At 55.2% G+C, this 25,383-nt stretch carries 27 protein-coding genes; 23 read left to right on the plus strand and 4 right to left on the minus strand.

All coding sequences use genetic code 11. The annotated features are described in order from the left end of the window. Positions 1-66 precede the first annotated feature (66 nt). Entirely contained in the window at positions 67-651 is a 585-nt protein-coding gene (locus V1566_RS11640; RefSeq protein WP_395303383.1) for a Maf family protein, read from the minus strand. A 140-nt stretch (positions 652-791) separates the two neighbouring features. Between V1566_RS11640 and yceD the strand changes: the two genes are divergently transcribed. The 22 genes from yceD to V1566_RS11750 all read left to right on the plus strand — a co-directional run bounded on the left by yceD (position 792) and on the right by V1566_RS11750 (position 19,453). After that, on the plus strand, positions 792-1,313 hold the full coding sequence (gene yceD / locus V1566_RS11645; protein ID WP_014883375.1) for a 23S rRNA accumulation protein YceD: 522 nt from the start codon (positions 792-794) through the stop codon (positions 1,311-1,313). A gap of 16 nt (positions 1,314-1,329) precedes the next feature. Then, complete coding sequence (rpmF, locus tag V1566_RS11650; protein ID WP_003857964.1) at positions 1,330-1,503, plus strand: 50S ribosomal protein L32; 174 nt, start codon at positions 1,330-1,332, stop codon at positions 1,501-1,503. Positions 1,504-1,583: 80 nt separating this feature from the next. Next, complete coding sequence (gene plsX, locus V1566_RS11655) at positions 1,584-2,618, plus strand: phosphate acyltransferase PlsX (RefSeq protein WP_060568787.1); 1,035 nt, start codon at positions 1,584-1,586, stop codon at positions 2,616-2,618. A 6-nt stretch (positions 2,619-2,624) separates the two neighbouring features. Further along, positions 2,625-3,578 carry a beta-ketoacyl-ACP synthase III gene (locus V1566_RS11660; protein ID WP_008500797.1) on the plus strand — a complete coding sequence of 318 codons (954 nt, stop codon included), beginning with the start codon at positions 2,625-2,627 and terminating at the stop codon, positions 3,576-3,578. A 15-nt stretch (positions 3,579-3,593) separates the two neighbouring features. Then, positions 3,594-4,523, plus strand: coding sequence for an ACP S-malonyltransferase (gene fabD, locus V1566_RS11665; RefSeq protein ID WP_395303384.1), 930 nt, complete (start codon positions 3,594-3,596; stop codon positions 4,521-4,523). 12 nt (positions 4,524-4,535) lie between these two features. Next, the gene (gene fabG / locus V1566_RS11670) at positions 4,536-5,270 is read left to right on the plus strand and encodes a 3-oxoacyl-ACP reductase FabG (RefSeq protein WP_008500795.1); all 735 of its coding nucleotides are present in this window, start codon (positions 4,536-4,538) and stop codon (positions 5,268-5,270) included. Between the two features lie 154 nt (positions 5,271-5,424). Then, on the plus strand, positions 5,425-5,661 hold the full coding sequence (gene acpP / locus V1566_RS11675) for an acyl carrier protein (protein ID WP_003857954.1): 237 nt from the start codon (positions 5,425-5,427) through the stop codon (positions 5,659-5,661). Between the two features lie 91 nt (positions 5,662-5,752). Next, positions 5,753-6,994: a beta-ketoacyl-ACP synthase II gene (gene fabF / locus V1566_RS11680; RefSeq protein ID WP_023335279.1), complete on the plus strand. Its 1,242-nt coding sequence runs from the start codon at positions 5,753-5,755 to the stop codon at positions 6,992-6,994. Positions 6,995-7,114: 120 nt separating this feature from the next. Then, positions 7,115-7,924, plus strand: a complete 810-nt coding sequence (pabC, locus tag V1566_RS11685; RefSeq protein ID WP_395303385.1) for an aminodeoxychorismate lyase — start codon at positions 7,115-7,117, stop codon at positions 7,922-7,924. A gap of 2 nt (positions 7,925-7,926) precedes the next feature. Then, positions 7,927-8,949 (plus strand): cell division protein YceG, encoded by a 1,023-nt coding sequence (gene yceG / locus V1566_RS11690; protein WP_395303386.1) that lies wholly within the window; start codon positions 7,927-7,929, stop codon positions 8,947-8,949. Continuing rightward, positions 8,939-9,580: a dTMP kinase gene (tmk, locus tag V1566_RS11695; protein ID WP_395303387.1), complete on the plus strand. Its 642-nt coding sequence runs from the start codon at positions 8,939-8,941 to the stop codon at positions 9,578-9,580. The genes yceG and tmk overlap by 11 nt, the downstream gene beginning before the upstream one ends. Then, positions 9,577-10,581 (plus strand): DNA polymerase III subunit delta', encoded by a 1,005-nt coding sequence (gene holB / locus V1566_RS11700; protein WP_395303388.1) that lies wholly within the window; start codon positions 9,577-9,579, stop codon positions 10,579-10,581. Before tmk ends, holB begins: the two co-directional genes overlap by 4 nt. Positions 10,582-10,591: 10 nt before the next feature. Then, entirely contained in the window at positions 10,592-11,386 is a 795-nt protein-coding gene (locus V1566_RS11705; protein WP_395303389.1) for a metal-dependent hydrolase, read from the plus strand. Positions 11,387-11,683: 297 nt separating this feature from the next. Next, positions 11,684-13,117, plus strand: a complete 1,434-nt coding sequence (ptsG, locus tag V1566_RS11710) for a PTS glucose transporter subunit IIBC (RefSeq protein WP_029739869.1) — start codon at positions 11,684-11,686, stop codon at positions 13,115-13,117. Between the two features lie 247 nt (positions 13,118-13,364). Continuing rightward, positions 13,365-13,724, plus strand: coding sequence for a purine nucleoside phosphoramidase (hinT, locus tag V1566_RS11715; protein ID WP_006809243.1), 360 nt, complete (start codon positions 13,365-13,367; stop codon positions 13,722-13,724). Between the two features lies 1 nt (position 13,725). After that, complete coding sequence (locus V1566_RS11720) at positions 13,726-14,100, plus strand: YcfL family protein (protein ID WP_395303390.1); 375 nt, start codon at positions 13,726-13,728, stop codon at positions 14,098-14,100. 13 nt (positions 14,101-14,113) lie between these two features. Then, complete coding sequence (lpoB, locus tag V1566_RS11725; RefSeq protein WP_395305979.1) at positions 14,114-14,758, plus strand: penicillin-binding protein activator LpoB; 645 nt, start codon at positions 14,114-14,116, stop codon at positions 14,756-14,758. Next, a complete protein-coding gene (thiK, locus tag V1566_RS11730; protein ID WP_395303391.1) occupies positions 14,739-15,563 on the plus strand; it encodes a thiamine kinase in 825 nt (274 codons plus the stop codon). The genes lpoB and thiK overlap by 20 nt, the downstream gene beginning before the upstream one ends. Positions 15,564-15,574: 11 nt before the next feature. Beyond that, positions 15,575-16,600, plus strand: a complete 1,026-nt coding sequence (gene nagZ, locus V1566_RS11735) for a beta-N-acetylhexosaminidase (RefSeq protein WP_395305980.1) — start codon at positions 15,575-15,577, stop codon at positions 16,598-16,600. Between the two features lie 34 nt (positions 16,601-16,634). Beyond that, positions 16,635-17,177 carry an alpha/beta hydrolase YcfP gene (ycfP, locus tag V1566_RS11740; protein ID WP_008500781.1) on the plus strand — a complete coding sequence of 181 codons (543 nt, stop codon included), beginning with the start codon at positions 16,635-16,637 and terminating at the stop codon, positions 17,175-17,177. Positions 17,178-17,415: 238 nt separating this feature from the next. Continuing rightward, positions 17,416-18,720, plus strand: coding sequence for an NAD(P)/FAD-dependent oxidoreductase (locus tag V1566_RS11745; RefSeq protein ID WP_023335290.1), 1,305 nt, complete (start codon positions 17,416-17,418; stop codon positions 18,718-18,720). Between the two features lie 193 nt (positions 18,721-18,913). Next, positions 18,914-19,453, plus strand: a complete 540-nt coding sequence (locus V1566_RS11750; RefSeq protein WP_008500779.1) for a glycine zipper 2TM domain-containing protein — start codon at positions 18,914-18,916, stop codon at positions 19,451-19,453. Between the two features lie 59 nt (positions 19,454-19,512). Here V1566_RS11750 and V1566_RS11755 read toward each other — a convergent pair whose 3' ends face one another. Further along, entirely contained in the window at positions 19,513-20,148 is a 636-nt protein-coding gene (locus V1566_RS11755; RefSeq protein WP_029739866.1) for a TetR/AcrR family transcriptional regulator, read from the minus strand. Positions 20,149-20,392: 244 nt separating this feature from the next. On the opposite strand from V1566_RS11755, the gene bhsA reads away from it, so the two are divergent. Continuing rightward, complete coding sequence (bhsA, locus tag V1566_RS11760; protein ID WP_032639138.1) at positions 20,393-20,650, plus strand: multiple stress resistance protein BhsA; 258 nt, start codon at positions 20,393-20,395, stop codon at positions 20,648-20,650. A 74-nt stretch (positions 20,651-20,724) separates the two neighbouring features. Here bhsA and V1566_RS11765 read toward each other — a convergent pair whose 3' ends face one another. Both V1566_RS11765 and mfd read right to left on the minus strand, forming a co-directional pair. Beyond that, complete coding sequence (locus V1566_RS11765; RefSeq protein WP_395303392.1) at positions 20,725-21,690, minus strand: L,D-transpeptidase family protein; 966 nt, start codon at positions 21,688-21,690, stop codon at positions 20,725-20,727. 150 nt (positions 21,691-21,840) lie between these two features. Further along, positions 21,841-25,287, minus strand: a complete 3,447-nt coding sequence (gene mfd / locus V1566_RS11770) for a transcription-repair coupling factor (protein ID WP_395303393.1) — start codon at positions 25,285-25,287, stop codon at positions 21,841-21,843. Positions 25,288-25,383: the final 96 nt, after the last annotated feature.

The raw sequence follows: 25,383 nt of genomic DNA on the forward strand, positions 1-25,383 counted from the left end.
GGCGCTGCACTTACCCGGCCTACGAAACCCGTGGGCCCATGCAAGCGAAGCGCCGCTGGGCAAAAGTCACATGGTCAGCGGATTACACTCTTCTCGTCTTAACATCTGACACAAGGCAATCAGCGGTAACCCCACCAGCGTGTTGGGATCGCGACCGTCCAGCTTGTCGAACAACGCAATCCCTAAGCCTTCACTTTTAAAACTCCCCGCACAGTTCAGCGGTCGCTCACGGCGCACATAATCCATGATCTCTTGCTCGCTGAGATGGCGGAAGTGCACATCGAACGGCTCGCACTCCGTTTGCAGATGACCGGTGGCGGAGTTATAGAGCGCCAGGCCCGTATAAAAGGTCACGATCGTGCCTCGCGCACGCAGAAGCTGCTGGCAGGCGTTCTCCTCCGTATGGGGCTTGCCGGTGATTTCGCCGTCCAGCACGCAAACTTGATCGGAGCCTATAATCAAATGTGAAGGATAGCGTGCGGCCAGCGACTGCGCTTTCTCCTTAGCAAGACGTGTCACCAGATGACGCGGTGACTCGCCCGGCTGTGGCGTCTCATCAACCTCTGGCGCGGCGCATTCAAACGGGATCCCGAGCTTTTCCAGCAGCGTTCGGCGGTAGGGAGAAGTGGAAGCAAGGACGAGATTTGGCATATTTTTATCACCAGATATAGCGTATCGATGCCAGCCATTTTAAACTACAGGCCGCAATGTGTGCGAATAATTGGCAAAAGGCAGCTCTGGTTGCCTTTTTCTTTGACTCTATGACGTTACAAAGTTAATATGCGCGCCCTATGCAAAAGGTAAAATTACCCCTGACTCTTGATCCGGTTCGTACGGCTCAAAAACGCCTCGATTACGAAGGTATCTATACTTCCGATCAGGCTGAGCGTATTGCCGAATCCGTAGTCAGTGTGGACAGTGATGTAGAATGCTCCATGTCGTTCGCTATCGACAACCAGCGTCTCGCCGTTTTAACCGGTGATGCAAAGGTGACGGTAACGCTCGAGTGTCAGCGTTGCGGGAAACCGTTTGTACAGCATGTTCACACAACGTATTGTTTCAGTCCGGTTCGTTCTGACGAACAGGCTGAAGCACTCCCGGAAGCGTATGAGCCGATTGAGGTTAACGAATTCGGTGAAATCGATCTTCTGGCTCTGGTTGAAGATGAAATCATCCTCACCTTGCCAGTGGTTCCGGTGCATGATTCTGAACACTGTGAAGTGTCCGAGGCGGACATGGTCTTTGGGGAACTGCCTGATGAAGCGCAAAAACCAAACCCATTTGCCGTATTAGCCAGCTTAAAGCGTAAGTAATTGAGGAGTAAGGTCCATGGCCGTACAACAGAATAAACCAACCCGTTCCAAACGTGGCATGCGTCGTTCCCATGACGCGCTGACCGCAGTTACCAGCCTGTCTGTAGACAAGACTTCTGGTGAGAAACACCTGCGTCACCACATCACCGCTGACGGTTTCTACCGCGGCCGCAAGGTTATCACTAAGTAATCACGCGCAAGCGTGATTAGGCTTAGTGAGGATTTCCCCGTGCAAACGGGGAATTTACCGAACCAGGCTGCGACGATACCTTGACACGTCTAACCCTGGCGTTAGATGTCATGGGGGGAGATTTTGGCCCTTCCGTGACAGTGCCTGCAGCATTGCAGGCACTGAATTCTAATTCGCAACTCACACTTCTTTTAGTCGGCAATCCCGACGCAATCACGCCATTACTCGCAAAAGCTGACTTTGAACAACGTTCGCGTCTGCAGATTATTCCTGCGCAGTCAGTTATTGCCAGTGATGCCCGACCCTCGCAGGCTATTCGCAATAGTCGTGGCAGCTCTATGCGGATAGCGCTGGAGTTGGTGAAAGAAGGGCGAGCCCAGGCTTGCGTTAGCGCGGGGAATACCGGTGCGCTGATGGGGCTGTCGAAATTACTGCTCAAACCTATTGAAGGTATTGAGCGTCCGGCGCTGGTGACGGTGTTACCGCATCAGCAGAAGGGCAAAACGGTGGTGCTCGATTTGGGCGCTAACGTCGACTGTGATAGTACTATGCTGGCTCAGTTTGCCGTGATGGGATCGGTGCTGGCAGAAGAAGTCGTCGGGATCAACACTCCCCGTGTTGCGTTACTGAACATTGGTGAAGAAGAGACCAAAGGCCTGGACAGCATTCGCGAAGCGGCTGAATTGCTCAAACAGGTTCCCTCCATCAACTATATTGGTTATCTCGAAGCCAATGAGTTGTTGACGGGTAAAACGGATGTTCTGGTGTGCGATGGCTTCACTGGAAACGTAACGTTGAAGACCATGGAAGGGGTCGTGCGCATGTTTCTTTCTCTGCTGAAATCTCAGGGAGAAGGCAAAAAAAGCGCCTGGTGGCTAATTTTATTGAAGCGTTGGTTACAAAAGAGCCTGACGCGGCGATTCAGTCACCTCAACCCCGACCAGTATAATGGCGCCTGTCTGTTAGGATTGCGCGGCATCGTGATTAAGAGTCATGGCGCCGCCAATCAGCGAGCATTTGCTGTCGCGATTGAACAGGCAGTGCAGGCGGTGCAGCGACAAGTCCCTCAGCGGATTGCCGCTCGCCTGGAATCTGTATTAGCTAAAAGTGACTGAGCGTACATGTATACGAAGATTTTAGGTACCGGCAGCTACCTGCCAAAACAAGTGCGTACCAACGCCGATCTGGAAAAAATGGTAGATACGTCTGACGAGTGGATTGTCACGCGCACAGGTATCCGTGAACGTCGTATTGCCGCGCCAGACGAAACCGTCTCGACCATGGGTTACGAAGCCGCACAGCGTGCTATCGAAATGGCGGGCATTGATAAAGAACAGATTGGTTTGATCGTGGTCGCCACGACGTCTGCCACGCATGCTTTCCCAAGCGCGGCGTGCCAGGTGCAGAATATGCTCGGCATTAAGGGCTGTCCGGCGTTTGACGTCGCTGCCGCGTGCGCAGGCTTCACCTATGCGCTGAGCGTTGCCGATCAGTACGTGAAATCCGGTGCCGTTAAATATGCGCTGGTGATCGGTGCTGACGTGCTGGCGCGCACCTGCGATCCAACCGATCGCGGAACGATCATTATTTTTGGTGATGGCGCGGGCGCGGTGCTGCTGGGGCAGTCCGAAGAGCCGGGTATCATCTCGACGCATCTGCATGCTGATGGCAGCTACGGCGAACTGTTGACTCTGCCTAACGCCGATCGCGTTAATCCGGACAACTCGATTTACCTGACTATGGCAGGGAACGAGGTGTTCAAGGTGGCGGTGACTGAGCTTGCACACATCGTTGATGAAACGCTGGAAGCAAATAACCTTGAGCGCTCCGCGCTCGACTGGCTGGTGCCGCATCAGGCGAACCTGCGTATCATCAGCGCGACCGCGAAAAAGCTCGGCATGTCGATGGATAACGTTGTGGTGACGCTGGATCGTCACGGCAACACCTCTGCGGCGTCGGTACCGTGCGCATTTGATGAAGCGGTACGCGATGGACGAATCAAACGGGGCCAGCTGGTCTTGCTTGAAGCCTTCGGTGGCGGGTTCACCTGGGGTTCCGCGCTGGTTCGTTTCTAGGATAAGGAATAAAAAATGACGCAATTTGCTTTTGTGTTCCCGGGCCAGGGCTCTCAAACGGTTGGGATGTTGTCTGAAATGGCAGCAAACTACCCGGTAATTGAAGAGACTTTCCGTGAAGCTTCTGATGCACTGGGTTATGATTTATGGGCGCTGACCCAGCAGGGTCCGGCCGAAGAACTGAACAAAACCTGGCAGACCCAGCCAGCGCTGCTGACCGCGTCCGTTGCGCTGTGGCGCGTCTGGCAGCAGCAGGGCGGTAAAGCGCCAGCGCTGCTCGCGGGTCATAGCCTGGGTGAATACTCTGCGCTGGTGTGTGCCGGCGTGATCGCGTTTGCTGACGCGGTACGTCTGGTTGAACTGCGCGGTAAGTTCATGCAGGAAGCGGTGCCTGAAGGCACGGGCGGCATGTCTGCCATCATCGGTCTGGATGATGCTGCAATTGCAAAAGCGTGTGAAGAATCTGCTGAAGGCCAGGTTGTCTCTCCGGTCAACTTCAACTCGCCTGGCCAGGTCGTTATCGCCGGTCATAAAGAAGCGGTTGAACGTGCGGGTGCGGCCTGTAAAGCAGCCGGTGCTAAGCGTGCGCTGCCGCTGCCGGTCAGCGTGCCGTCTCACTGTGCGCTGATGAAGCCTGCTGCTGCGAAACTGGCAGTTGAGCTCGAAAAAATTACGTTTAACGCACCGACGATTTCCGTTGTGAACAACGTCGATGTGAAATGCGAAACCACGCCGGAAGCTATCCGTGACGCACTGGTTCGCCAGCTCTACAGCCCGGTACAGTGGACCAAAACCGTTGAGTTTATGGCAGCGGAGGGCGTTGAGCATCTGTATGAAGTCGGCCCAGGTAAAGTCCTCACCGGTCTGACAAAACGTATTGTTGACACCCTGACAGCCACGGCGATTAACGAGCCGGAAGCGATGTCAGCGGCACTCTCGCAATAAAAGAGGAATACCATGAGTTTTGAAGGAAAAATCGCACTGGTTACCGGCGCAAGCCGCGGTATCGGGCGTGCAATTGCTGAAACACTGGTTGCGCGCGGCGCGAAAGTGATTGGTACAGCAACCAGCGAGAATGGCGCTCAGGCCATCAGCGAGTATCTGGGTGCGAACGGTAAAGGTCTGGTACTGAATGTGACCGAACCTGCATCTATCGAATCTGTTCTGGAAAATATTCGCGCAGAGTTTGGCGAAGTGGATATTCTGGTAAACAATGCCGGGATCACTCGCGATAACCTGTTAATGCGAATGAAAGACGACGAGTGGAACGATATCATCGAAACCAACCTGTCATCTGTATTCCGTCTGTCAAAAGCGGTAATGCGCGCTATGATGAAAAAGCGTCATGGTCGTATTATCACTGTCGGTTCTGTGGTTGGTACCATGGGAAATGCTGGTCAGGCTAACTACGCTGCGGCGAAAGCAGGCCTGATTGGTTTCAGTAAGTCGCTGGCGCGTGAAGTTGCGTCCCGCGGTATTACGGTAAACGTTGTTGCTCCGGGCTTTATTGAAACGGACATGACGCGTGCGCTGACTGATGAGCAGCGTGCGGGTACGCTGGCGGCAGTTCCGGCGGGTCGTCTTGGCGACCCTAAAGAAATCGCCAGTGCGGTTGCATTTTTAGCCTCTGACGAAGCGGGTTACATCACTGGTGAGACCCTCCACGTCAACGGCGGGATGTATATGGTTTAATCACGATGAAAAATATTTGCGTTATTAGGGCGAATGGCCTCAAAATAACGTAAAATCGTGGTACGAACTGCCGGGATTTAGTTGCAAATTTTTCAACATTTTATACACTACGAAAACCATCGCGAAAGCGAGTTTTGATAGGAAATTTAAGAGTATGAGCACTATCGAAGAACGCGTTAAGAAAATTATCGGCGAACAGCTGGGCGTTAAGCAGGAAGAAGTTGTGAACTCCGCTTCCTTCGTTGAAGACCTGGGCGCAGATTCTCTTGACACCGTTGAGCTGGTAATGGCTCTGGAAGAAGAGTTTGATACTGAGATTCCGGACGAAGAAGCTGAGAAGATCACCACCGTTCAGGCTGCCATTGATTACATCAACGGTCACCAGGCGTAAGTGAACATCTCCAGGCGGTCATTCGACCGCCTGAGTTTTATCTTTTTTAGTCCCACGAATCTCTTTTTTTATCCCTCCCTGGAGGACAAACGTGTCTAAGCGTCGTGTAGTTGTGACCGGACTTGGCATGTTGTCTCCTGTCGGCAATACCGTAGAGTCCACCTGGAAAGCTCTCCTTGCCGGTCAGAGCGGCATCAGCCTAATCGACCATTTCGATACTAGCGCCTATGCAACGAAATTTGCTGGCTTAGTAAAGGATTTTAACTGTGAAGAGATCATCTCGCGCAAAGAACAGCGCAAGATGGATGCCTTCATTCAATATGGAATTGTCGCTGGCGTTCAGGCCATGCAGGATTCTGGCCTTGAGATTACGGAAGAGAACGCAACCCGTATCGGCGCCGCTATCGGCTCCGGGATTGGCGGTCTTGGCCTGATCGAGGAAAACCATACATCTCTGATGAATGGCGGCCCGCGTAAGATCAGCCCGTTCTTCGTTCCGTCCACGATTGTTAACATGGTGGCGGGTCACCTGACCATCATGTTCGGCCTGCGTGGGCCAAGCATTTCTATTGCGACCGCCTGTACGTCTGGCGTACATAACATCGGCCAGGCCGCGCGCATTATTGCGTACGGCGATGCAGATGCTATGGTTGCGGGCGGCGCTGAAAAAGCCAGTACCCCGCTGGGTGTCGGCGGTTTTGGTGCGGCGCGTGCGCTGTCTACCCGTAATGATAACCCGCAGGCGGCGAGCCGTCCGTGGGATAAAGACCGTGACGGCTTTGTGCTGGGCGACGGGGCGGGCATGATCGTACTGGAAGAGTACGAACACGCGAAAAAACGCGGTGCGAAAATTTATGCTGAAATCGTTGGTTTCGGCATGAGCAGCGATGCTTACCACATGACGTCTCCTCCTGAGAACGGCGCGGGTGCTGCGCTGGCGATGGAAAACGCGATTCGTGATGCGGGAATTACCCCAGCACAAATTGGCTACGTGAACGCGCACGGCACTTCTACGCCTGCAGGCGATAAAGCTGAAGCTCAGGCGGTTAAGTCTATCTTCGGCGAATCTGCCAGCCGCGTAATGGTGAGCTCCACGAAGTCCATGACCGGTCACCTGCTGGGTGCGGCGGGTGCAGTAGAGTCAATCTACTCCATCCTTGCGCTGCGCGATCAGGCTGTACCGCCAACCATCAACCTGGATAACCCGGATGAAGGTTGCGATCTGGACTTCGTTCCTCACGAAGCGCGTCAGGTTAGCGGTATGGAGTACACCCTGTGTAACTCCTTCGGCTTCGGCGGCACCAACGGCTCTCTGATCTTCAAAAAGATCTGATCCAGACGTCCCGATAGCGTTTAAAAAGGTCCGCTTGCCGGGCCTTTTTTATTAAGCCTAATCTTCTTGTCGGCTGCATAACATCCTGCCAGACTAAACGCCCACGCATAAGGAGCCACCATGTTTTTAATCAATGGCCTTGAGCAGGACACGCTGCCTGCCAGCGACAGGGCGATACAGTTCGGTGATGGTTGCTTTACGACGGCGCGCATTCTGGACGGCGATGTCTGCCTGCTGGAGGCGCATATTCGACGCCTGCAGCATGGCTGTGAAACGCTAATGATCCCCTTTACGCACTGGGACACACTGCGCCAGGAAATGTGCCAGCTGGCAACCGGGAAGGACAGCGGCGTACTCAAGGTCATCCTCAGCCGCGGTAGCGGTGGCCGGGGTTACAGCGCCGCATCGTGTCTCAACCCAACGCGTATTCTCTCCGTTTCTGCTTATCCCACGCATTACTCTCGCTGGCGAGAAGACGGCGTCACGCTGACGCTGAGCCCAGTACGACTGGGACGAAACCCGATGCTGGCCGGGCTTAAGCATCTCAATCGCCTGGAGCAGGTGCTCATTCGTACTCATCTTGAACAGACGGACGCCGATGAGGCGCTGGTTCTTGACAGCGAAGGGTTCATTACGGAATGCTGTGCGGCTAATTTACTCTGGCGGCAAGGGGAAGAGGTGTTCACTCCGTCGCTGGAGCACGCTGGCGTAAATGGGCTAATGCGTCAGTTTTGTCTGCAACAGCTGGCACGCTCTGGCTTTCGCGTTGTCGAAGTTAGCGCAGGAGCAGCCGCGCTACAGGCTGCCGATGAAGTCATCATCTGCAATGCGCTGATGCCTGTTGTACCCGTCCGTGCGTATGGCCAACAACGCTGGTCTTCGCGCGAGCTGTTTCAGTTTTTAGCCCCGATATGTGAGCAAACCAGATAGTCATGAAAAAAATGTTGCGCTTTGTCCTTATCCTCATCGTTGCGCTGGGCGTCGCTGGCGGAGCTGGCGTATGGAAAGTTCGCCAGCTGGCGGATAGCAAGATCCTGGTTAAAGACGAAACGATCTTTACCCTGAAAGCGGGAACCGGCCGTCAGGCGCTGGGGGAACAGCTCTATGGCGACAAGATTATCAATCGTCCACGGGTATTTCAGTGGCTATTGCGCGTGGAGCCTGAGCTGTCACATTTCAAAGCCGGTACCTATCGCTTTACGCCGGGAATGACCGTCAGAGAGATGCTGCAGCTGCTGGAAAGCGGAAAAGAAGCCCAGTTCCCCCTGCGGTTTGTGGAAGGGATGCGCCTGAGCGATTACCTCAAACAGCTGCGTGACGCGCCGTATATCAAACATACGTTAAAAGACGATAGCTATCAGACGGTGGCTGACGCGCTGAAGCTTGAACATCCCGAATGGGTGGAAGGCTGGTTCTGGCCAGACACCTGGATGTACACGGCAGGCACGACCGATGTGGCCATCCTGAAGCGGGCGCACAAAAAAATGGTCGCCGCCGTGGATGCCGCCTGGGAAGGCCGAATGGAAGGGCTGCCTTACAGCGATCCGAACCAGTTTGTGACCATGGCCTCGATCGTTGAGAAAGAGACGGCCGTCGCTGCTGAGCGCGAGCGGGTGGCGTCAGTATTTATCAACCGTCTGCGCATCGGCATGCGTCTGCAAACTGACCCTACCGTTATCTATGGCATGGGCGAGAGCTATACCGGCAAGATCTCAAGAAAAGATCTGGAGACGCCAACGGCGTATAATACCTACGTAATTAGCGGTTTACCGCCAGGCCCGATCGCCACGCCGAGCGAAGCGTCGCTCAAAGCCGCCGCGCATCCGGCCAAAACACCGTATCTCTATTTTGTGGCTGATGGAAAAGGGGGGCATACCTTTAACACCAACCTTGCCAGCCACAATCGCTCTGTTCAGGACTATCTGAAGGCACTTAAGGAAAAAAATGCGCAGTAAATACATTGTCATTGAGGGACTCGAGGGGGCGGGTAAAACCACCGCCCGCAACGTGGTGGTGGATACGCTCAAAGCGCTTGGCGTGGCGGACATGGTATTTACCCGCGAGCCGGGCGGCACGCAACTGGCTGAAAAGCTGCGCAGCCTGGTGCTGGATATCAAATCCGTCGGCGACGAAGTTATCACTGACAAAGCCGAAGTGCTGATGTTCTACGCGGCGCGCGTTCAGCTGGTTGAGACGGTTATCAAACCCGCCCTGGCCGAGGGTAAGTGGGTGATCGGCGACCGTCACGATCTGTCGACTCAGGCGTATCAGGGCGGAGGACGCGGTATCGACCAGACAATGCTGGCCACGCTGCGTAATGCCGTATTGGGTGATTTTCGCCCCGACCTGACGCTCTATCTGGATGTGACTCCGGAAGTGGGTCTCAAGCGTGCCCGCGCGCGCGGCGAGCTGGACCGCATTGAACAAGAGTCGTTTGATTTCTTTAACCGCACCCGTGCGCGCTATCTTGAACTGGCCGCACAGGATAGATCAATTTGTACCATCGATGCGACGCAGTCTCTGGACGACGTCACGCGTGACATTCAGCAAACCATTACGCAGTGGGTGCAGGAGCAGCAGGCATGAAATGGTATCCATGGTTGCGCCCACACTTTGAACAGCTGATCGGCAGCTATCAGGCGGGTCGGGGGCATCATGCGTTACTGATTCAGGCATTGCCAGGGATGGGGGATGATGCGTTGATTTATGCCATCACCCGTTTTCTGATGTGTCAGCAGCCGGAAGGGCACAAGAGCTGTGGTAAATGCCGTGGCTGTCAGCTGATGCAGGCGGGCACGCATCCTGACTACTACACCCTTGAGCCTGAGAAGGGCAAAAGCGCGCTCGGTATTGATGCCGTGCGTGAAGTCAGTGAAAAATTGTATGAACACGCGCGACTGGGCGGGGCTAAAGTGGTCTGGCTTAAAGACGCCACGCTGCTCACCGAGGCGGCGGCTAACGCCCTGCTTAAAACCCTGGAAGAGCCGCCGGTAAAAACGTGGTTTTTCCTCTCATGCCGTGACCCGGGGCGATTACTGGCGACGTTGCGCAGCCGTTGTCGTCTTCATCACCTGGCGGTCCCCCAGGAATCGTGGGCGCTGAGCTGGCTGGAGCGAGAGGTGACAACGTCACCTGAGAGCGCGCTGGCCGCCTTGCGCCTGAGCAGCGGTGCGCCTGCTGCGGCGCTGGCATTACTGCAGCCTGACGTCTGGTCTGAACGAGAAACGCTCTGCCGGGCGCTGGATGCCTCACTGAACAGTCACGACTGGCTAAGTTTACTGCCTGCGCTTAACAGCGATCGGGCCGTTGAGCGTCTGCACTGGCTGGCCTCCTTGCTGCTGGATGCACTCAAAATCCAGCAAGGGGCAACGCTTCTGACTAACCCGGATGCATGGCCGCTGATGAATACGCTGGCGAACCGCCTCTCAGGGAAGATTCTTCACGCGATGCTCCATGAAATTTGCCAGAGTCGTGAACAGCTTTTAACCGTGACGGGACTTAATCGCGAGCTTTTACTGACCGACCAGCTACTGCGTATCGAACATTACCTGCAACCCGGCGTCATACCGCCTGTTTCCCATCTCTGAGAGAGACATTATGTTTTTAGTCGACTCACACTGCCATCTTGATGGCCTGGATTATCAATCCCTGCATAAAAACGTGGATGACGTGCTGGCAAAAGCCGCTGCCCGCGATGTGAAATTCTGTCTTGCGGTGGCAACCACGCTGCCGGGCTACCGCTCCATGCGTGAGCTGGTGGGCGTTCGCGATAACGTGGTGTTCTCCTGCGGCGTGCACCCGTTGAATCAGGATGAGGCATACGACGTTGAGGATCTGCGCCGACTGGCAGCAGAAGAGGGCGTGGTGGCGATGGGCGAGACCGGGCTGGACTATTTTTACACGCCGGAAACCAAACTGCGTCAGCAGGAGTCCTTCCGTCACCATATTCGCATTGGCCGCGAGCTGAACAAGCCGGTTATCGTCCACACCCGCGACGCGCGTGCGGATACCCTGGCGATCCTCCGGGAAGAAAACGTGACGGATTGCGGTGGCGTACTACACTGTTTCACAGAAGACAGAGAAACGGCGGGTAAGCTGCTTGATTTAGGGTTTTATATCTCGTTTTCGGGGATCGTGACGTTCCGTAACGCAGAGCAGCTGCGTGATGCTGCACGCTATGTTCCGCTCGATCGTATTCTGGTGGAGACAGATTCTCCGTATCTGGCACCGGTACCGCATCGCGGTAAAGAGAACCAGCCCGCTATGACGAGAGATGTGGCTGAGTACATGGCCGTACTGAAGGGCGTCAGCATCGATGAGCTGGCCCGCGTGACGACGGAAAACTTCTCCACGCTGTTCCATATCGACCCCGCCCGCCTGCAATCTGTCTGATACACCTGTTTTTTTTAGGCTCGTAATTAATAAGTAAAGCGAGTAAAGTTCACCGCCTCATTTGGGGCGGTGAAGGTGTTTTTGGACACATCCGGACATGCTTTTTGTAAATAACTGAAAGTTTTTCGACCGCCTTAAGCTGAAACGTGATAGCCGTCAAACAAACTCAGAGGGAATTATTTTACTCTGTGTAATAAATAAAGGGCGCTTAGATGTCCTGTCCACGGCACGGTACTCCCCCCGGGCCAATGCGTGAAAGCGTAAAAAAAGCACAAATACTCAGGAGCACTCTCAATTATGTTTAAGAATGCATTTGCTAACCTGCAAAAGGTCGGTAAATCGCTGATGCTGCCAGTATCCGTACTGCCTATCGCAGGTATCCTGCTGGGTGTCGGTTCTGCTAACTTCAGCTGGCTGCCAGCCGTAGTGTCCCACGTGATGGCCGAAGCAGGCGGTTCTGTCTTTGCTAACATGCCACTGATCTTCGCGATCGGTGTGGCTCTGGGCTTCACCAATAACGACGGCGTTTCTGCGCTGGCTGCAGTGGTTGCCTACGGCATCATGGTGAAAACCATGGCTGTGGTTGCGCCGCTAGTTCTGCATTTACCGGCAGAAGAGATCGCCGCGAAACACCTGGCGGACACCGGTGTTCTGGGCGGTATCATCTCCGGTGCGATTGCAGCGTATATGTTTAACCGCTTCTATCGCATCAAGCTGCCTGAGTATCTGGGCTTCTTCGCGGGCAAGCGTTTCGTTCCGATCATCTCTGGTCTGGCAGCGATTTTCACTGGCGTGATCCTGTCCTTCATCTGGCCGCCAATCGGCTCCGCTATCCAGACCTTCTCTCAGTGGGCTGCTTACCAGAACCCGGTTGTGGCGTTTGGTATCTACGGCTTCATCGAGCGTTGCCTGGTGCCATTTGGTCTGCACCACATCTGGAACGTTCCATTCCAGATGCAGATTGGTGAATTCACCAACGCAGCAGGTCAGGTATTCCACGGTGATATCCCACGTTACATGGCGGGCGACCCAACTGCAGGTAAACTGTCTGGTGGCTTCCTGTTCAAAATGTACGGTCTGCCGGCTGCTGCGATTGCTATCTGGCACTCTGCTAAGCCAGAGAACCGTGCAAAAGTGGGCGGTATCATGATCTCCGCAGCGTTGACCTCGTTCCTGACCGGTATCACCGAGCCGATCGAGTTCTCCTTCATGTTCGTTGCGCCGATCCTGTACGTTATCCACGCGATTCTGGCGGGTCTGGCGTTCCCAATCTGTATTCTGCTGGGTATGCGTGACGGTACGTCCTTCTCTCACGGCCTGATCGACTTCATCGTTCTGTCCGGTAACAGCAGCAAACTGTGGCTGTTCCCAATCGTGGGTGCGTGCTATGCAGTTGCGTACTACACCATCTTCCGCGTGCTGATTAAAGCACTGGACCTGAAAACCCCAGGCCGTGAAGATGCGACAGAAGACAGCAAAGCAGGCGCTACCAGCGAAATGGCTCCGGCACTGGTCGCCGCGTTCGGTGGTAAAGAGAACATCACTAACCTGGACGCGTGTATCACTCGTCTGCGTGTGAGCGTTGCCGACGTCGCGAAAGTAGACCAGCCGGGTCTGAAAAAACTGGGCGCAGCGGGCGTAGTTGTTGCAGGTTCTGGTGTACAGGCAATCTTCGGTACCAAATCCGATAACCTGAAAACCGAAATGGATGAGTACATCCGCAGCAACTAAGTTGTGACCTGGGGAGACTAAGGCAGCCGAATGGCTGCCTTTTTTATTTGTGTCGTAAAAAACGCCACTGAGACGCGAGAGCGGTCACTCTTCACTCAGCTGATGAACATTCAGGAAAGAAATCGAGGGAGGAGGTTGAAAGGACAGGAGAAACTCGCTCATACTCTTGAATTGTGTCACACACCGATCCCGGGAGTGTGTTTACAGCGGACGCATTGCGCCAGATTAAACAAAAAAGGAAAAGGTCATGGCTGAAGAAACGATTTTCAGTAAAATTATCCGCCGCGAAATTCCGTCGGATATCGTCTATCAGGATGAACTGGTGACGGCTTTCCGGGACATTTCCCCTCAGGCCCCGACGCACATCCTTATCATTCCCAATATTCTGATTCCGACTGTAAACGACGTAAAAACCGAGCATGAAGTGGCGTTAGGTCGTATGCTGACGGTGGCCGCGAAAATCGCTGAACAGGAAGGGATTGCAGAAGACGGTTACCGTCTGATCATGAACTGCAACCGTCATGGTGGCCAGGAAGTTTATCATATTCACATGCATCTGCTGGGTGGACGTCCTCTGGGGCCGATGCTGGCACATAAAGGTCTTTGACATGCTTAAAGGGCGTATTGCAGCGCTGGTAATGACGATGATGATTGTGGGGTGCAGCTCGCGTCCGGCGATCCCCGTGAATGATGAACAGACGCTGGTCATGGAATCCTCCGTGCTTGCCGCAGGCATCACGGCGCAACAGCCCGCGTTGGCCATCAGTGAAATCAACTCATCTGCCTCCTCTACGCTCTTTAATGAAAGACACGAACCAGTGACGGTTCACTACCGTTTTTTCTGGTATGACGTAAGAGGTCTTGAAATGCATCCGCTGGAGGCGCCGCGCAGCGTCACCATTCCGGCCAGGTCGTCGGTAACGCTTTATGGCAGCGCCAACTATCTGGGTGCGCATAAGGTGAGACTTTATCTTTATCTCTGAGGGGTGAACCTTGATTAAAAATTTGAGCCGCTATGCGCTCGTGACAGCTTTCGCTCTGTTCCTGGCAGGGTGTGTGACCCGAACTGAACAGCCTGCGCCTGTGGAAGAGGCTAAACCGGGTACTGAACAGCCGGCTCCGCCAACGCAGCAGCAGCCAACCGTGCCGTCTGTACCGTCTATTCCGGCGCAGCCTGGCCCGATTGAGCATCCGGACCAGACGTCACAGCCCACGCCGCGCGTGCGCCATTACGACTGGAACGGGGCAATGCAGCCGATGGTAGGCAAAATGCTGCAGGCACAGGGCGTGACGGCGGGCAGCGTGTTGCTGGTCGACAGCGTGAACAACCGTACCAACGGTTCGCTGAACGCGGGTGAAGCGACGGAAACCCTGCGCAATGCTCTGGCTAACAACGGCAAGTTTACGCTGGTCTCGGCTCAGCAGCTCGCGGTAGCCAAACAGCAGCTGGGACTGTCTCCGCAGGACAGCCTCGGCACACGCAGCAAGGCGATCGGCATCGCCCGTAACGTTGGCGCACAGTATGTGCTTTACTCTAACGCCACCGGTAACGTGAATACCCCAGCCCTGCAGATGCAGCTGATGCTGGTTCAGACAGGCGAAATTATCTGGTCAGGTAAAGGTGCGGTTACGCAACAATGACAGCACGCGTGAAGAGATTCTGACGCGCTATTTTCCTCAGTACCGCCTAATCGCGCCGCAGGCCCACTCCGGGCTTGGCGGCGCGAGTTGCATTATAGCGCAGGGTGAAAAACGTCTGGTCTTGCGGCAAAATCACGACCCCGATGCGCCTGCCTTCCATTTCCGTCGCCTGTTTCGTGCCCTGAGACGTCTTCCGTCAGATCTCGTGCCTGCTCCTCGTTTTTTCAGACAGGGCTGGATGGCCGTCGAGTATCTGGACGGTGACGTTAAAAGCGCGCTGCCGGACACGCCGGCGCTTGCGGCGATGCTGTATCATCTGCACCGGCAGCCACGTCTGGGATGGCGAATTACGTTATTCCCGCTGCTTGAACATTACTGGCAGCAAGCCCTGCCTGACAGGCGTACCCCAGTATGGCTGGCACATCTCAAGCGGCTGCGTAAAACGGGCGAGCCGCGGCCGATTCGGCTCGCGCCGCTGCACATGGATGTTCATGCCGGGAATATTGTCCATACGCCAGCAGGCATCAGGCTTATCGACTGGGAGTATGCCGGAGATGGCGATGTGGCGCTGGAGCTGGCAGCAGTCTGGACGGAGAGTGACGCCGCGCGGCAAATGCTCATCAGAGGCTACGCCCGGGTGGCACATATTGACCCCGATGCGCTTACGCGTCAGGTCAGGCGCTGGCGACCCTGGGTCGTCATGTTAATGGCTGGCTGGTTTGAAATGCGCTATCGGCAGTCCAGAGATAAACAATTTATTGCGCTGGCAGACGATGCCTGGCGTCAGTTACAAACTAAAGGATAAGAGAGGTGGATGTGGGTCCAGTCATGTTGGATGTAGAAGGGTTTGAGCTGGATGCGGAGGAGCGTGAAATTCTGGCGCATCCGCTGGTGGGTGGCCTGATCCTGTTTACCCGCAACTATCACGATCCGGCGCAGCTGCGTGAGCTGGTTCGTCAGATCCGCGCCGCGTCGCGCAATCATCTGGTGGTGGCCGTCGATCAGGAAGGCGGACGCGTGCAGCGTTTTCGCGAAGGGTTTACCCGCCTGCCCGCCGCCCAGTCTTTTGCCGCGCTGCTCGGCACGGAAGAGGGTGGAAAACTGGCGCAGGAGGCCGGTTGGCTGATGGCCAGCGAAATGATTGCCATGGATATCGACATCAGCTTTGCCCCGGTGCTGGACGTGGGGCATATCAGCGCTGCCATTGGCGAGCGTTCATACCATGACAATCCGCGTATTGCGCTGGCGGTGGCGACCCGGTTTATCGACGGCATGCACGATGCCGGGATGAAAACCACCGGTAAACATTTCCCGGGGCACGGGGCGGTGACGGCGGATTCCCACAAAGAGACCCCGCGCGATCCGCGCCCTGAAGCGGAAATTCGCGCCAAAGATATGTCGGTTTTCCAGTCGCTTATCACTGATAACAAGCTCGATGCCATTATGCCTGCGCATGTGATTTACAGCGACGTTGACCCGCGTCCTGCCAGCGGCTCTCCGCACTGGCTGAAAACCGTTCTGCGTCAGGAGCTCGGTTTCAACGGCGTGATTTTCTCTGACGATTTATCGATGGAAGGGGCCGCGATCATGGGCAGTTACGCTGAACGCGGTCAGGCATCGCTGGACGCAGGTTGCGATATGATCCTGGTCTGCAATAATCGTAAAGGTGCCGTTAGCGTGCTGGATAACCTGTCGCCGATCAATGCAGAGCGTGTTACACAATTGTATCATAAAGGTTCATTTAGCCGTCAGGAGCTGATGGATTCGGCGCGCTGGAAGACGGTCAACGCCCGGCTTGAAGACCTGAATGAGCGCTGGCAGGCACATAAAGCCAGCCTGTAAACCCTCCCGGAAGGCGTAGCGTGGTGAGAAGACGATGATCATCTATTTACACGGTTTTGACTCAAACAGTCCTGGTAATCATGAGAAGGTGCTGCAGCTGCAGTTTATCGATCCGGATGTACGGTTGATCAGCTACAGCACGCGCCATCCGAAGCATGATATGCAGCATCTGCTCAAAGAGGTGGATAAGATGTTGCAGCTCAACGTCGACGATCGCCCGTTGATCTGCGGCGTGGGGCTGGGCGGCTACTGGGCGGAACGCATTGGCTTCCTGTGCGACATTCGCCAGGTGGTGTTCAATCCTAACCTGTTCCCGAACGAGAACATGGAAGGCAAAATTGACCGCCCGGAAGAGTATGTCGATATTGCGACCAAGTGCGTCAGCAATTTTCGTGAGAAAAACCGCGACCGCTGCCTGGTGATCCTTTCACGTAATGATGAAGCGCTCAACAGCCATCGGGCAGCAGAACTGCTGCATCATTACTATGAGATCGTCTGGGACGAAGAGCAGACTCACAAGTTCAAAAACATCTCCCCGCATCTGCAGCGTATCAAAGCGTTTAAAACGCTCGGTTAACCCTTTACCCGCAGGCATCAAAGCCCGGCCGCGAAAGCGTGCCGGGCTTTCTTTTTGACCAGAATTGTCTACTTTTAAGCCATCAAAACTTGATGCATATCAATTTTGGTATGACCAATGCGCCTGACGTGTTATTCTCAATGCACCTGAATGGTTTCAGTGCTGTAACCTGTTGTTAATTAAGGGTTATTTTTATAACTTTTAATTAACAATTGGTTAATAATTTGAGGGGGTCACGTTGACTACGCCATTGAAAAAGATAGTGATTGTAGGCGGTGGTGCTGGCGGGCTGGAGCTGGCTACACAGCTGGGCAAGAAGCTGGGTCGCGGTAAAAAAGCCAAAATTACGCTGGTGGATCGTAACCACAGCCACCTGTGGAAACCGCTGCTGCACGAAGTGGCGACCGGCTCTCTGGATGAGGGCGTGGACGCGCTCAGCTATCTGGCGCACGCGCGCAACCATCATTTCCAGTTCCAGCTGGGCTCGGTGGTGGACATCAACCGTGAAAGCAAAACCATTACCCTGGCAGAGCTGCGCGATGAAAAAGGGGAGCTGCTGGTTCCCGAGCGTAAACTGGCGTACGACACGCTGGTCATGGCGCTGGGCAGTACCTCCAACGATTTCAACACGCCGGGCGTGAAAGAGCACTGTATCTTCCTCGATAACCCGCACCAGGCGCGTCGTTTCCATCAGGAAATGCTGAACCTGTTCCTGAAGTACACCAGCAATATGGGTGCGAACGGTAAGGTGAATATCGCCATTGTTGGCGGTGGTGCGACGGGCGTTGAGCTGTCTGCGGAGCTGCACAATGCGGTGAAACAGCTGCACAGCTACGGTTACAAAGGGTTAACTAACGAAGCGCTGAACGTCACGCTGGTTGAAGCCGGTGAACGTATCCTGCCTGCACTGCCTCCGCGAATTTCCGGTGCGGCGCACAATGAGCTCACCAAACTGGGCGTGCGGGTGCTGACGCAGACCATGGTAACCAGCGCCGACGAAGGCGGCCTGCACACCAAAGACGGCGAGTATATCAAAGCGGATCTGATGGTCTGGGCGGCAGGTATCAAAGCGCCTGACTTTATGAAAGAGATCGGCGGTCTGGAAACGAACCGCATTAACCAGCTGGTAACCGAGCCAACGCTGCAAACCACGCGTGACCCTGAAATCTTTGCTATCGGTGACTGTGCCTCCTGCGCACGTCCTGAAGGTGGATTCGTGCCGCCGCGCGCACAGGCCGCTCACCAGATGGCAAGCCTGGTGCTGCACAACATTCTGGCGCAGTACAAGGGCAAGCCAATGAAAGCCTATGTCTACAAAGACCATGGTTCACTGGTGTCGCTGTCAAACTTCTCTACCGTCGGCAGCCTGATGGGCAACCTGATGCGCGGCTCAATGATGGTTGAAGGGCGCATTGCCCGCTTCGTGTATATCTCCCTGTACCGTATGCACCAGATTGCGCTGCACGGCTACTTCAAAACCGGGCTGATGATGCTGGTGGGCAGAATTAACCGCGTAATCCGTCCACGTCTGAAGCTGCACTAATCTTTCACTCCCTCCGGGCCATCCGGAGGGAGTTTTTAGCATTTCATGCTGTAGATCACAGTTTGACTGCTTAAGAGTTCTCCTAAATACAATATATCTCCTCTCAACGCCCCTTTTTTGATCCTTTATCTGATTGGCGAAGCGTTGCCTCCATTGCAAAATTGTTACCAATAGCAACAAAGGAGGAAGTCCCGTGAATAAATCAATGTTGGCGGGTATAGGGATTGGCGTCGCGGCTGCGTTAGGTGTGGCTGCCGTTGCCAGTCTCAACGTATTAGATCGCGGCCCGCAGTATGCACAGGTGGTTTCTGCTACACCGATTAAAGAAACCGTGAAAACCCCTCGTCAGGAGTGCCGCAACGTCTCCGTGACGCACCGTCGTCCTGTCCAGGATGAAAACCGCATTGCCGGTTCTGTTCTGGGTGCGGTAGCGGGTGGCGTGATTGGTCACCAGTTTGGCGGCGGCCGGGGTAAAGATGTGGCGACCGTGGTCGGCGCGCTGGGTGGCGGCTATGCCGGTAACCAGGTGCAGGGCGCGATGCAGGATAATGATACCTACACCACCACTCAGCAACGCTGCAAAACCGTTTATGACAAGTCGGAAAAAATGCTGGGCTATGACGTGACGTACAAAATTGGCGATCAGCAGGGCAAAATCCGCATGGATAAAGACCCCGGCACGCAAATTCCGCTGGATGGAAATGGCCAGCTGGTTCTGAATAACAAAGTGTAAAAAAGATGTTCTCTGAATTTAGCTCCTCATGCGCTCAGGCTGAGGAGCTTTTTTTTGCGTCAGATTTTAAGTAGCTCAGGCCACAGCCGCAGCGTGGTTTCGCTAATATGCTGCAGTTTTTCCAGCGTGGCCCCTTCACGGGCGCTGATCGACATCCCCTGCAAAATACAGCTCAGGTATTGCGCCAGTAGCTGAGGGTTGCATTGCGCGGGGATTTCACCGCGCTGCTGGCGCTGCGCCAGAAATGCGCTGAGCGTTTCCTCCTGCATCGCGTGCCGCGATTTCACCGTATTGGCAATCTCTTTAGAGGACGCCGCAAGGGTGGCAGAGGTGTTAATCATAAAGCAGCCCGCAGGCGTCTCTTTACTGGTGAAACAGGTCGCGACGGCGGTGAAATAGTCGCGAAGCGCCTGTTCAACGCTTTTCTCTTCACAGAACAGCTGGGCTTCGTGTTTCGCCGCAAAGCGCGAAATGTATCTGTCCAGTACCGCCCTGAACAGCCCCTCTTTATTGGTAAATTCGGCATACAGCGTCGGCGCTTTGGCTCCGGTGGCTTCTACCAGATCGGAAAGCGAGGTTGCTTCATACCCATGTTGCCAGAAGAGAGTCATGGCCTTATCAAGCGCTGCATCCCTGTCAAACACTTTTGGTCGGCCACGGCTTTTCTTCGCACAACTCGTGACATCGGTTGTCATTTGCCGTTGGTCCTCTGTTGGTTTGGTGAATGACCATTATAAAAATAAACGCAACCCACCACCAGTGCAGAATGCTTAAAAATAAATTAATCATATATGTATGAAAAATAACAATTTTAAAATTAAGTTAACGTTCGTTATAAAATTATGTTGACGCGTGACCTGGATCACACTTATGATTTACCTATCGATCGTTAACTAAATGATTAACGACCTCCAAATTCATCTGCTAAAGGTAAAGATCATGAAAAACGTAAAAACCCTCATCGCTGCCGCTGTCCTGAGTTCACTCTCTTTCGCAAGCTTTGCTGCTGTACAAGTACAATCCACCCCTGCTGACCAGCATAAAGTCGGGACAATCTCTGCCTCTGCCGGTACTAACCTGAGTTCCCTGGAAGATCAGCTGGCACAAAAAGCGCAAGAGATGGGTGCAAAATCTTACCGTATCACCTCCGTGACCGGTCCTAACACCCTGCACGGTACGGCTGTCATCTACAAATAAGCCGGGCATAAACCCTCATTTATGCCACTGCAATAAAAAACGCCCTGCACAGCAGGGCGTTTTTTATTTCTGATTTACATCGACTGCTGGACGACGTCGTGATGCCGGGTGATATCGGTCGGCATGCCTGACCGCGCTTCCATCGCACGCTCCATCACCACGCTATTGGTATTCACATTCGTTTTGAAGCTCACCATCGCGGCATTCAGGTTAATGGGCAGCGTCTGCGGATCGTCGCCAATGTTTTTCGATAACGGCTGGTGAATTTCAACCAGCCGCACGCCGCCGGGCTCTTCTGAAACTTTAATTGGCGTATTGATAATATTCACTTTGGTCCCCGGCGTAACGACGTTAAACAGCGTTTTGATATCGTCATCGCGCAGACGAATACAGCCGGAGCTGACGCGCATGCCGATGCCAAAATCCGCATTCGTTCCATGCAGCAGGTAGACCCCACCGTATGCCGCCAGGCGGATCGCGTGATGTCCCATCGGGTTATCCGGGCCTGCCGGCACCACGGCGGGGAGGTCAATGCCCTGTGCTTTATAACGGGCACGAATATTGGCCGTCGGGGTCCAGGTTGGGTTCGCGCGTTTATCCGAGACGGTGGTGACCATCGTCGGCGTTATCGTGTCGCCGCCCAGCTGGCCAATCCCGATAGGGTAGACGGTCACTTCATTTTTACCCGGCGGGTAATAATAGAGACGTAGCTCTGCCAGATTGATTACCATCCCCTCGCGCGGGGCGTCCGGCAGGATAGTTTGTAACGGGATGGTCAGTACGCTGCCCGCGCGCGGGACATACGGATCGACGCCGGGGTTGGCCTGCAGCAGGGCCAGAAAACCGACGTTATATTTTTTGGCAATCGCTTCCAGTGAACCACCATTGTTTTCAACCACATGAAAGCGGTTTTCACCCACCACCTTGCTGCCGGGAGGGGGAAGGGGCCAGGTGTTTGCCCGAGCGGGAAGCGCAACCGCGACGGTGGCTGCCAGCGCAAACAGGGTCATCCAGCGAGTAAAACGCGAAGAGGTCATCATCACCATAATCCATGTAAATGATAAGGTTATTGTTTTATAAGGCGTTAAACATAATTATGGCGAATGGGTGTGTCGGGAAGATCGGGTGAAGTGCAAAGAGTTTGTAAATTGTCCCCCCCGTAGCGCCGGGCTAACAGGGGGAAGGGAGGATTATGCGATCGTGTTCTCTTCCAGTTGACGCATGAAGTTACGCACCCAGTCCATACGAGTTTTGCGCTCCGTTAGCTCCTGGGTAAATTTCAGACGGGTTGGACCATCCAGACGGAAATGCTGCGGCTGTTTTTGCAGCAGGCCAATCAGCCACATCGGGTTGACGTGATTCTTCTCGGCGAATTCAATCACGCCGCCTTTTTCATTGCCTTCGAGCTTACGAATCCCCAGCTTTTGCGCCTGCTGGCGCAGTCTTGCGATGTCCAGCAAATTTCTCGCCGCATCGGGCAGCAGACCAAAGCGATCGATCAGCTCAACCTTGATCTCTTCCAGCTCGTTCTCCTTCTTCGCACTGGCGATGCGCTTGTAGAATGAGAGACGGGTATTCACGTCCGGAATGAAATCGTCCGGCAGCAGGGAAGGCATACGCAGCTCGACCTCGGTCTGCTGGCTGGTGAGATCTTCCAGCGACGGCTCGCGCCCGGCCTTCAGGGCATCGACCGCGTTCTCCAGCAGTTCCATATAGAGCGAGAAGCCGATGGTTTCCATGGAGCCGCTCTGGTCTTCACCCAGCAGCTCGCCGGCACCGCGGATCTCAAGATCGTGCGTGGCCAGCGCAAATCCTGCGCCGAGATCTTCCAGCGAGGCGATGGCTTCCAGACGCTTTTGCGCGTCGGTGGTCATCGCTTTCGGATGCGGCGTCAGCAGCCAGGCGTACGCCTGATGGTGCGAACGCCCGACGCGGCCGCGCAGCTGGTGAAGCTGCGCCAGACCAAAGTGATCCGCGCGTTCAATGATGATGGTGTTCGCCGTTGGAATGTCGATCCCGGTCTCAATGATGGTGGTGCACACCAGCACGTTAAAGCGCTGGTGGTGGAAGTCGTTCATTACCCGTTCCAGCTCGCGCTCGCGCATCTGCCCGTGACCGATAGCAATGCGCGCTTCCGGTACCAGCTCCGCCAGCCTGTCCGCCGCTTTCTGGATATTTTCCACGTCGTTGTAGAGGTAGTAGACCTGTCCCCCACGAAGCACTTCACGCAGAATGGCCTCACGCACCACCAGATTATCGTACTCGCGGACAAAGGTTTTCACCGCCAGACGGCGCGCTGGCGGCGTGGCGATAATCGACAGATCGCGCATGCCGCTCATCGCCATGTTCAGGGTTCGCGGGATTGGCGTTGCGGTCAGGGTCAGGATATCGACGTCGGCGCGCATCGCTTTGATGCGCTCTTTATGACGCACCCCGAAGCGGTGCTCTTCGTCGACGATCAGCAGCCCCAGATCTTTCCACTTCACGTCGCTTTGCAGCAGCTTGTGGGTGCCGATCAGAATATCAATTTTGCCTTCGCTTGCCTGTTCCAGAATCTGCGTCTGTTCTTTAGTACTGCGAAAACGCGAGAGCATCTCGATACGTACCGGCCAGTTGGCGAAACGGTCGCGGAAGTTGTCGAAGTGTTGCTGAGCGAGCAGGGTAGTCGGCACCAGCACCGCAACCTGCTTGTTGTTTTCGACCGCAAGGAAGGCGGCGCGCATCGCCACTTCGGTTTTACCGAAGCCGACGTCGCCGCAGACTAAGCGGTCCATGGCCAGCGGCTGGCACATGTCGCTCAGCACGGCGTTGATGGCCTGAGCCTGATCCGGCGTGGTTTCAAACGGGAAGCTGTCGCAGAACAGCTGGTACTGTTCTTTATCATGCTTGAAGGCGAAGCCCTGTTTGGCCGCGCGCTGGGCGTAGATATCGAGTAGCTCGGCGGCCACGTCGCGCACTTTTTCCGCCGCCTTCTGGCGCGCGCGCGCCCAGGCATCGCCGCCCAGCTTGTGCAGCGGCGCATTGTCTTCGGCACCGCCCGCGTAGCGGCTGATCAGATGGAGGGAGGAAACCGGGACATACAGTTTGGCGTCGTTAGCGTAGGTCAGCATCAGGTATTCACCTTTGATACCGCCCGCTTCCAGCGTGGTCATTCCCTGATAGCGCCCAACGCCATGTTCCAGATGAACAATCGGCTGGCCCGGGTGCAGCTCGGCCAGGTTACGGATCAGCGTGTCCGGGTTGATGGTCCGACGGCTGTCCTGACGGCGACGCGCGACGCGCTCGCCCAGCAGATCGCTTTCACAAATCAGCGCCAGGTTGTTGAGCGTATCAATAAAACCGTGCTCGGCGGCGCCAATCATCAGGTAACGACCGTTTCCGGTCGCTTCGCTAAGACGCAGGATGCGCTTCGGCGCCACCTTAATGCGTCCCAGCAGCTCGCCTAAAGCTTCCCGGCGGCCTTCACTCTCAACGGAGAACACCACCGGGCCGGTAAAGGACTCCAGGAATTTGCGCAGATTATCCAGCGGGGATTTCTGCTGCGCCTGAATGGCCAGGTCCGGCAGCGTCCGGAAGGCGAGGTTGGTGTTGGCGGCCTTATCGGCAAGCGAATCGGTTTTCAGCTGCATGCGCGGCCAGCGCTTCAGCTCGGCGTTGAGCTCGTCGGTACGCAGCCACAGCGCTTCCGGCGGCAGCAGCGGACGCATTGGGTCAACGCCACGGTTTTCAAAACGGGCGCGGGTTTCGCTTTCAAAGCGGCTGGCGCTGGCGTCGAGATCCCCGGTGTTAACAATCAGCGTGTTCGCCGGGAAGTAGCTGAACAGGGCAGGCAGCGGCTCGTTGAAGAACAGGGGCTGCCAGTATTCGATCCCGGCTGGAAGCGTGCCTTTACTGACCTGCTGATAAATATGTTCCGCGTCGCGCTTCACCTCGAACTTATCGCGCCACTGGCTGCGGAACAGTTCGATAGCGGTTTTGTCCGTGGGGAACTCATGCGCGGGGAGTAAATTGATGGACTCTACTTCCTCCAGCGTGCGCTGCGTGTCGGCGTCGAATACGCGCAGGCTGTCGATTTCATCATCGAAAAAGTCCAGACGATATGGCTGGTCGCTGCCCATCGGGTAAAGATCGAGCAGCGCGCCGCGGGTCGCGTATTCCCCGTGCTCCATCACCTGGTCGACGTGGCGATAGCCAGCACCGTCAAGCTGCGCGCGCAGGGCATCACGGGACAGGCGCTGGCCTTTTTTCATCACCAGCGCGTGACCGTGCAGATAGCTGTGCGGACAGACGCGCTGCATAAGGGTATTCACCGGCACAATCAGCACGCCGCGCTGCATGGTAGGGAGTTGATAGAGCGTCGACAGGCGCGAGGAGATAATCTCCTGATGAGGAGAGAAGCTGTCATACGGCAGCGTTTCCCAGTCGGCCAGGCTGAACACCAGGCTATCGGTGAACTGGCGAATTTCATCGTGCAGGCGCAGGGCGTTTTGCATATCCGGGGCAACCAGAATCACCGGGCCTGGATGACGCTCGGCGATTTCCGCCACCAGCGTGGCGCACGCCGCGCCCGTGAGTTCACCCAGCTGGCGCTGGTCGCCCGCTTTGACAGGTAAGGAATAACGATAGTGTTCAGGCATGGCTATGTCAGAGTCTCTTATGGATATACCAACAGTATTGGGGCATATCACTGATACGCAATGTCTTTATTATCCTCGATCGTTTTACATAAGCAA

The sequence above is a fragment of the Enterobacter sp. ECC-019 genome (genome assembly GCF_043974075.1).
In the GTDB taxonomy this organism is placed as follows: Bacteria; Pseudomonadota; Gammaproteobacteria; order Enterobacterales; family Enterobacteriaceae; genus Enterobacter; species Enterobacter asburiae_D.

What these genes read in the sequence shown, in the direction of transcription:
- rpmF (WP_003857964.1), top strand. Translation starts at nt 1,330, where the DNA reads ATGGCCGTACAACAGAATAAACCAACCCGTTCCAAACGTGGCATGCGT.
- tmk (WP_395303387.1), top strand. Translation starts at nt 8,939, where the DNA reads ATGCGCAGTAAATACATTGTCATTGAGGGACTCGAGGGGGCGGGTAAA.
- hinT (WP_006809243.1), top strand. Translation starts at nt 13,365, where the DNA reads ATGGCTGAAGAAACGATTTTCAGTAAAATTATCCGCCGCGAAATTCCG.
- V1566_RS11755 (WP_029739866.1), bottom strand. Translation starts at nt 20,148, where the DNA reads ATGACAACCGATGTCACGAGTTGTGCGAAGAAAAGCCGTGGCCGACCA.
- fabD (WP_395303384.1), top strand. Translation starts at nt 3,594, where the DNA reads ATGACGCAATTTGCTTTTGTGTTCCCGGGCCAGGGCTCTCAAACGGTT.
- mfd (WP_395303393.1), bottom strand. Translation starts at nt 25,287, where the DNA reads ATGCCTGAACACTATCGTTATTCCTTACCTGTCAAAGCGGGCGACCAG.
- V1566_RS11705 (WP_395303389.1), top strand. Translation starts at nt 10,592, where the DNA reads ATGTTTTTAGTCGACTCACACTGCCATCTTGATGGCCTGGATTATCAA.
- ycfP (WP_008500781.1), top strand. Translation starts at nt 16,635, where the DNA reads ATGATCATCTATTTACACGGTTTTGACTCAAACAGTCCTGGTAATCAT.
- fabG (WP_008500795.1), top strand. Translation starts at nt 4,536, where the DNA reads ATGAGTTTTGAAGGAAAAATCGCACTGGTTACCGGCGCAAGCCGCGGT.
- V1566_RS11640 (WP_395303383.1), bottom strand. Translation starts at nt 651, where the DNA reads ATGCCAAATCTCGTCCTTGCTTCCACTTCTCCCTACCGCCGAACGCTG.
- holB (WP_395303388.1), top strand. Translation starts at nt 9,577, where the DNA reads ATGAAATGGTATCCATGGTTGCGCCCACACTTTGAACAGCTGATCGGC.
- acpP (WP_003857954.1), top strand. Translation starts at nt 5,425, where the DNA reads ATGAGCACTATCGAAGAACGCGTTAAGAAAATTATCGGCGAACAGCTG.
- yceG (WP_395303386.1), top strand. Translation starts at nt 7,927, where the DNA reads ATGAAAAAAATGTTGCGCTTTGTCCTTATCCTCATCGTTGCGCTGGGC.
- V1566_RS11660 (WP_008500797.1), top strand. Translation starts at nt 2,625, where the DNA reads ATGTATACGAAGATTTTAGGTACCGGCAGCTACCTGCCAAAACAAGTG.
- pabC (WP_395303385.1), top strand. Translation starts at nt 7,115, where the DNA reads ATGTTTTTAATCAATGGCCTTGAGCAGGACACGCTGCCTGCCAGCGAC.
- V1566_RS11720 (WP_395303390.1), top strand. Translation starts at nt 13,726, where the DNA reads ATGCTTAAAGGGCGTATTGCAGCGCTGGTAATGACGATGATGATTGTG.
- ptsG (WP_029739869.1), top strand. Translation starts at nt 11,684, where the DNA reads ATGTTTAAGAATGCATTTGCTAACCTGCAAAAGGTCGGTAAATCGCTG.
- yceD (WP_014883375.1), top strand. Translation starts at nt 792, where the DNA reads ATGCAAAAGGTAAAATTACCCCTGACTCTTGATCCGGTTCGTACGGCT.
- V1566_RS11765 (WP_395303392.1), bottom strand. Translation starts at nt 21,690, where the DNA reads ATGATGACCTCTTCGCGTTTTACTCGCTGGATGACCCTGTTTGCGCTG.
- bhsA (WP_032639138.1), top strand. Translation starts at nt 20,393, where the DNA reads ATGAAAAACGTAAAAACCCTCATCGCTGCCGCTGTCCTGAGTTCACTC.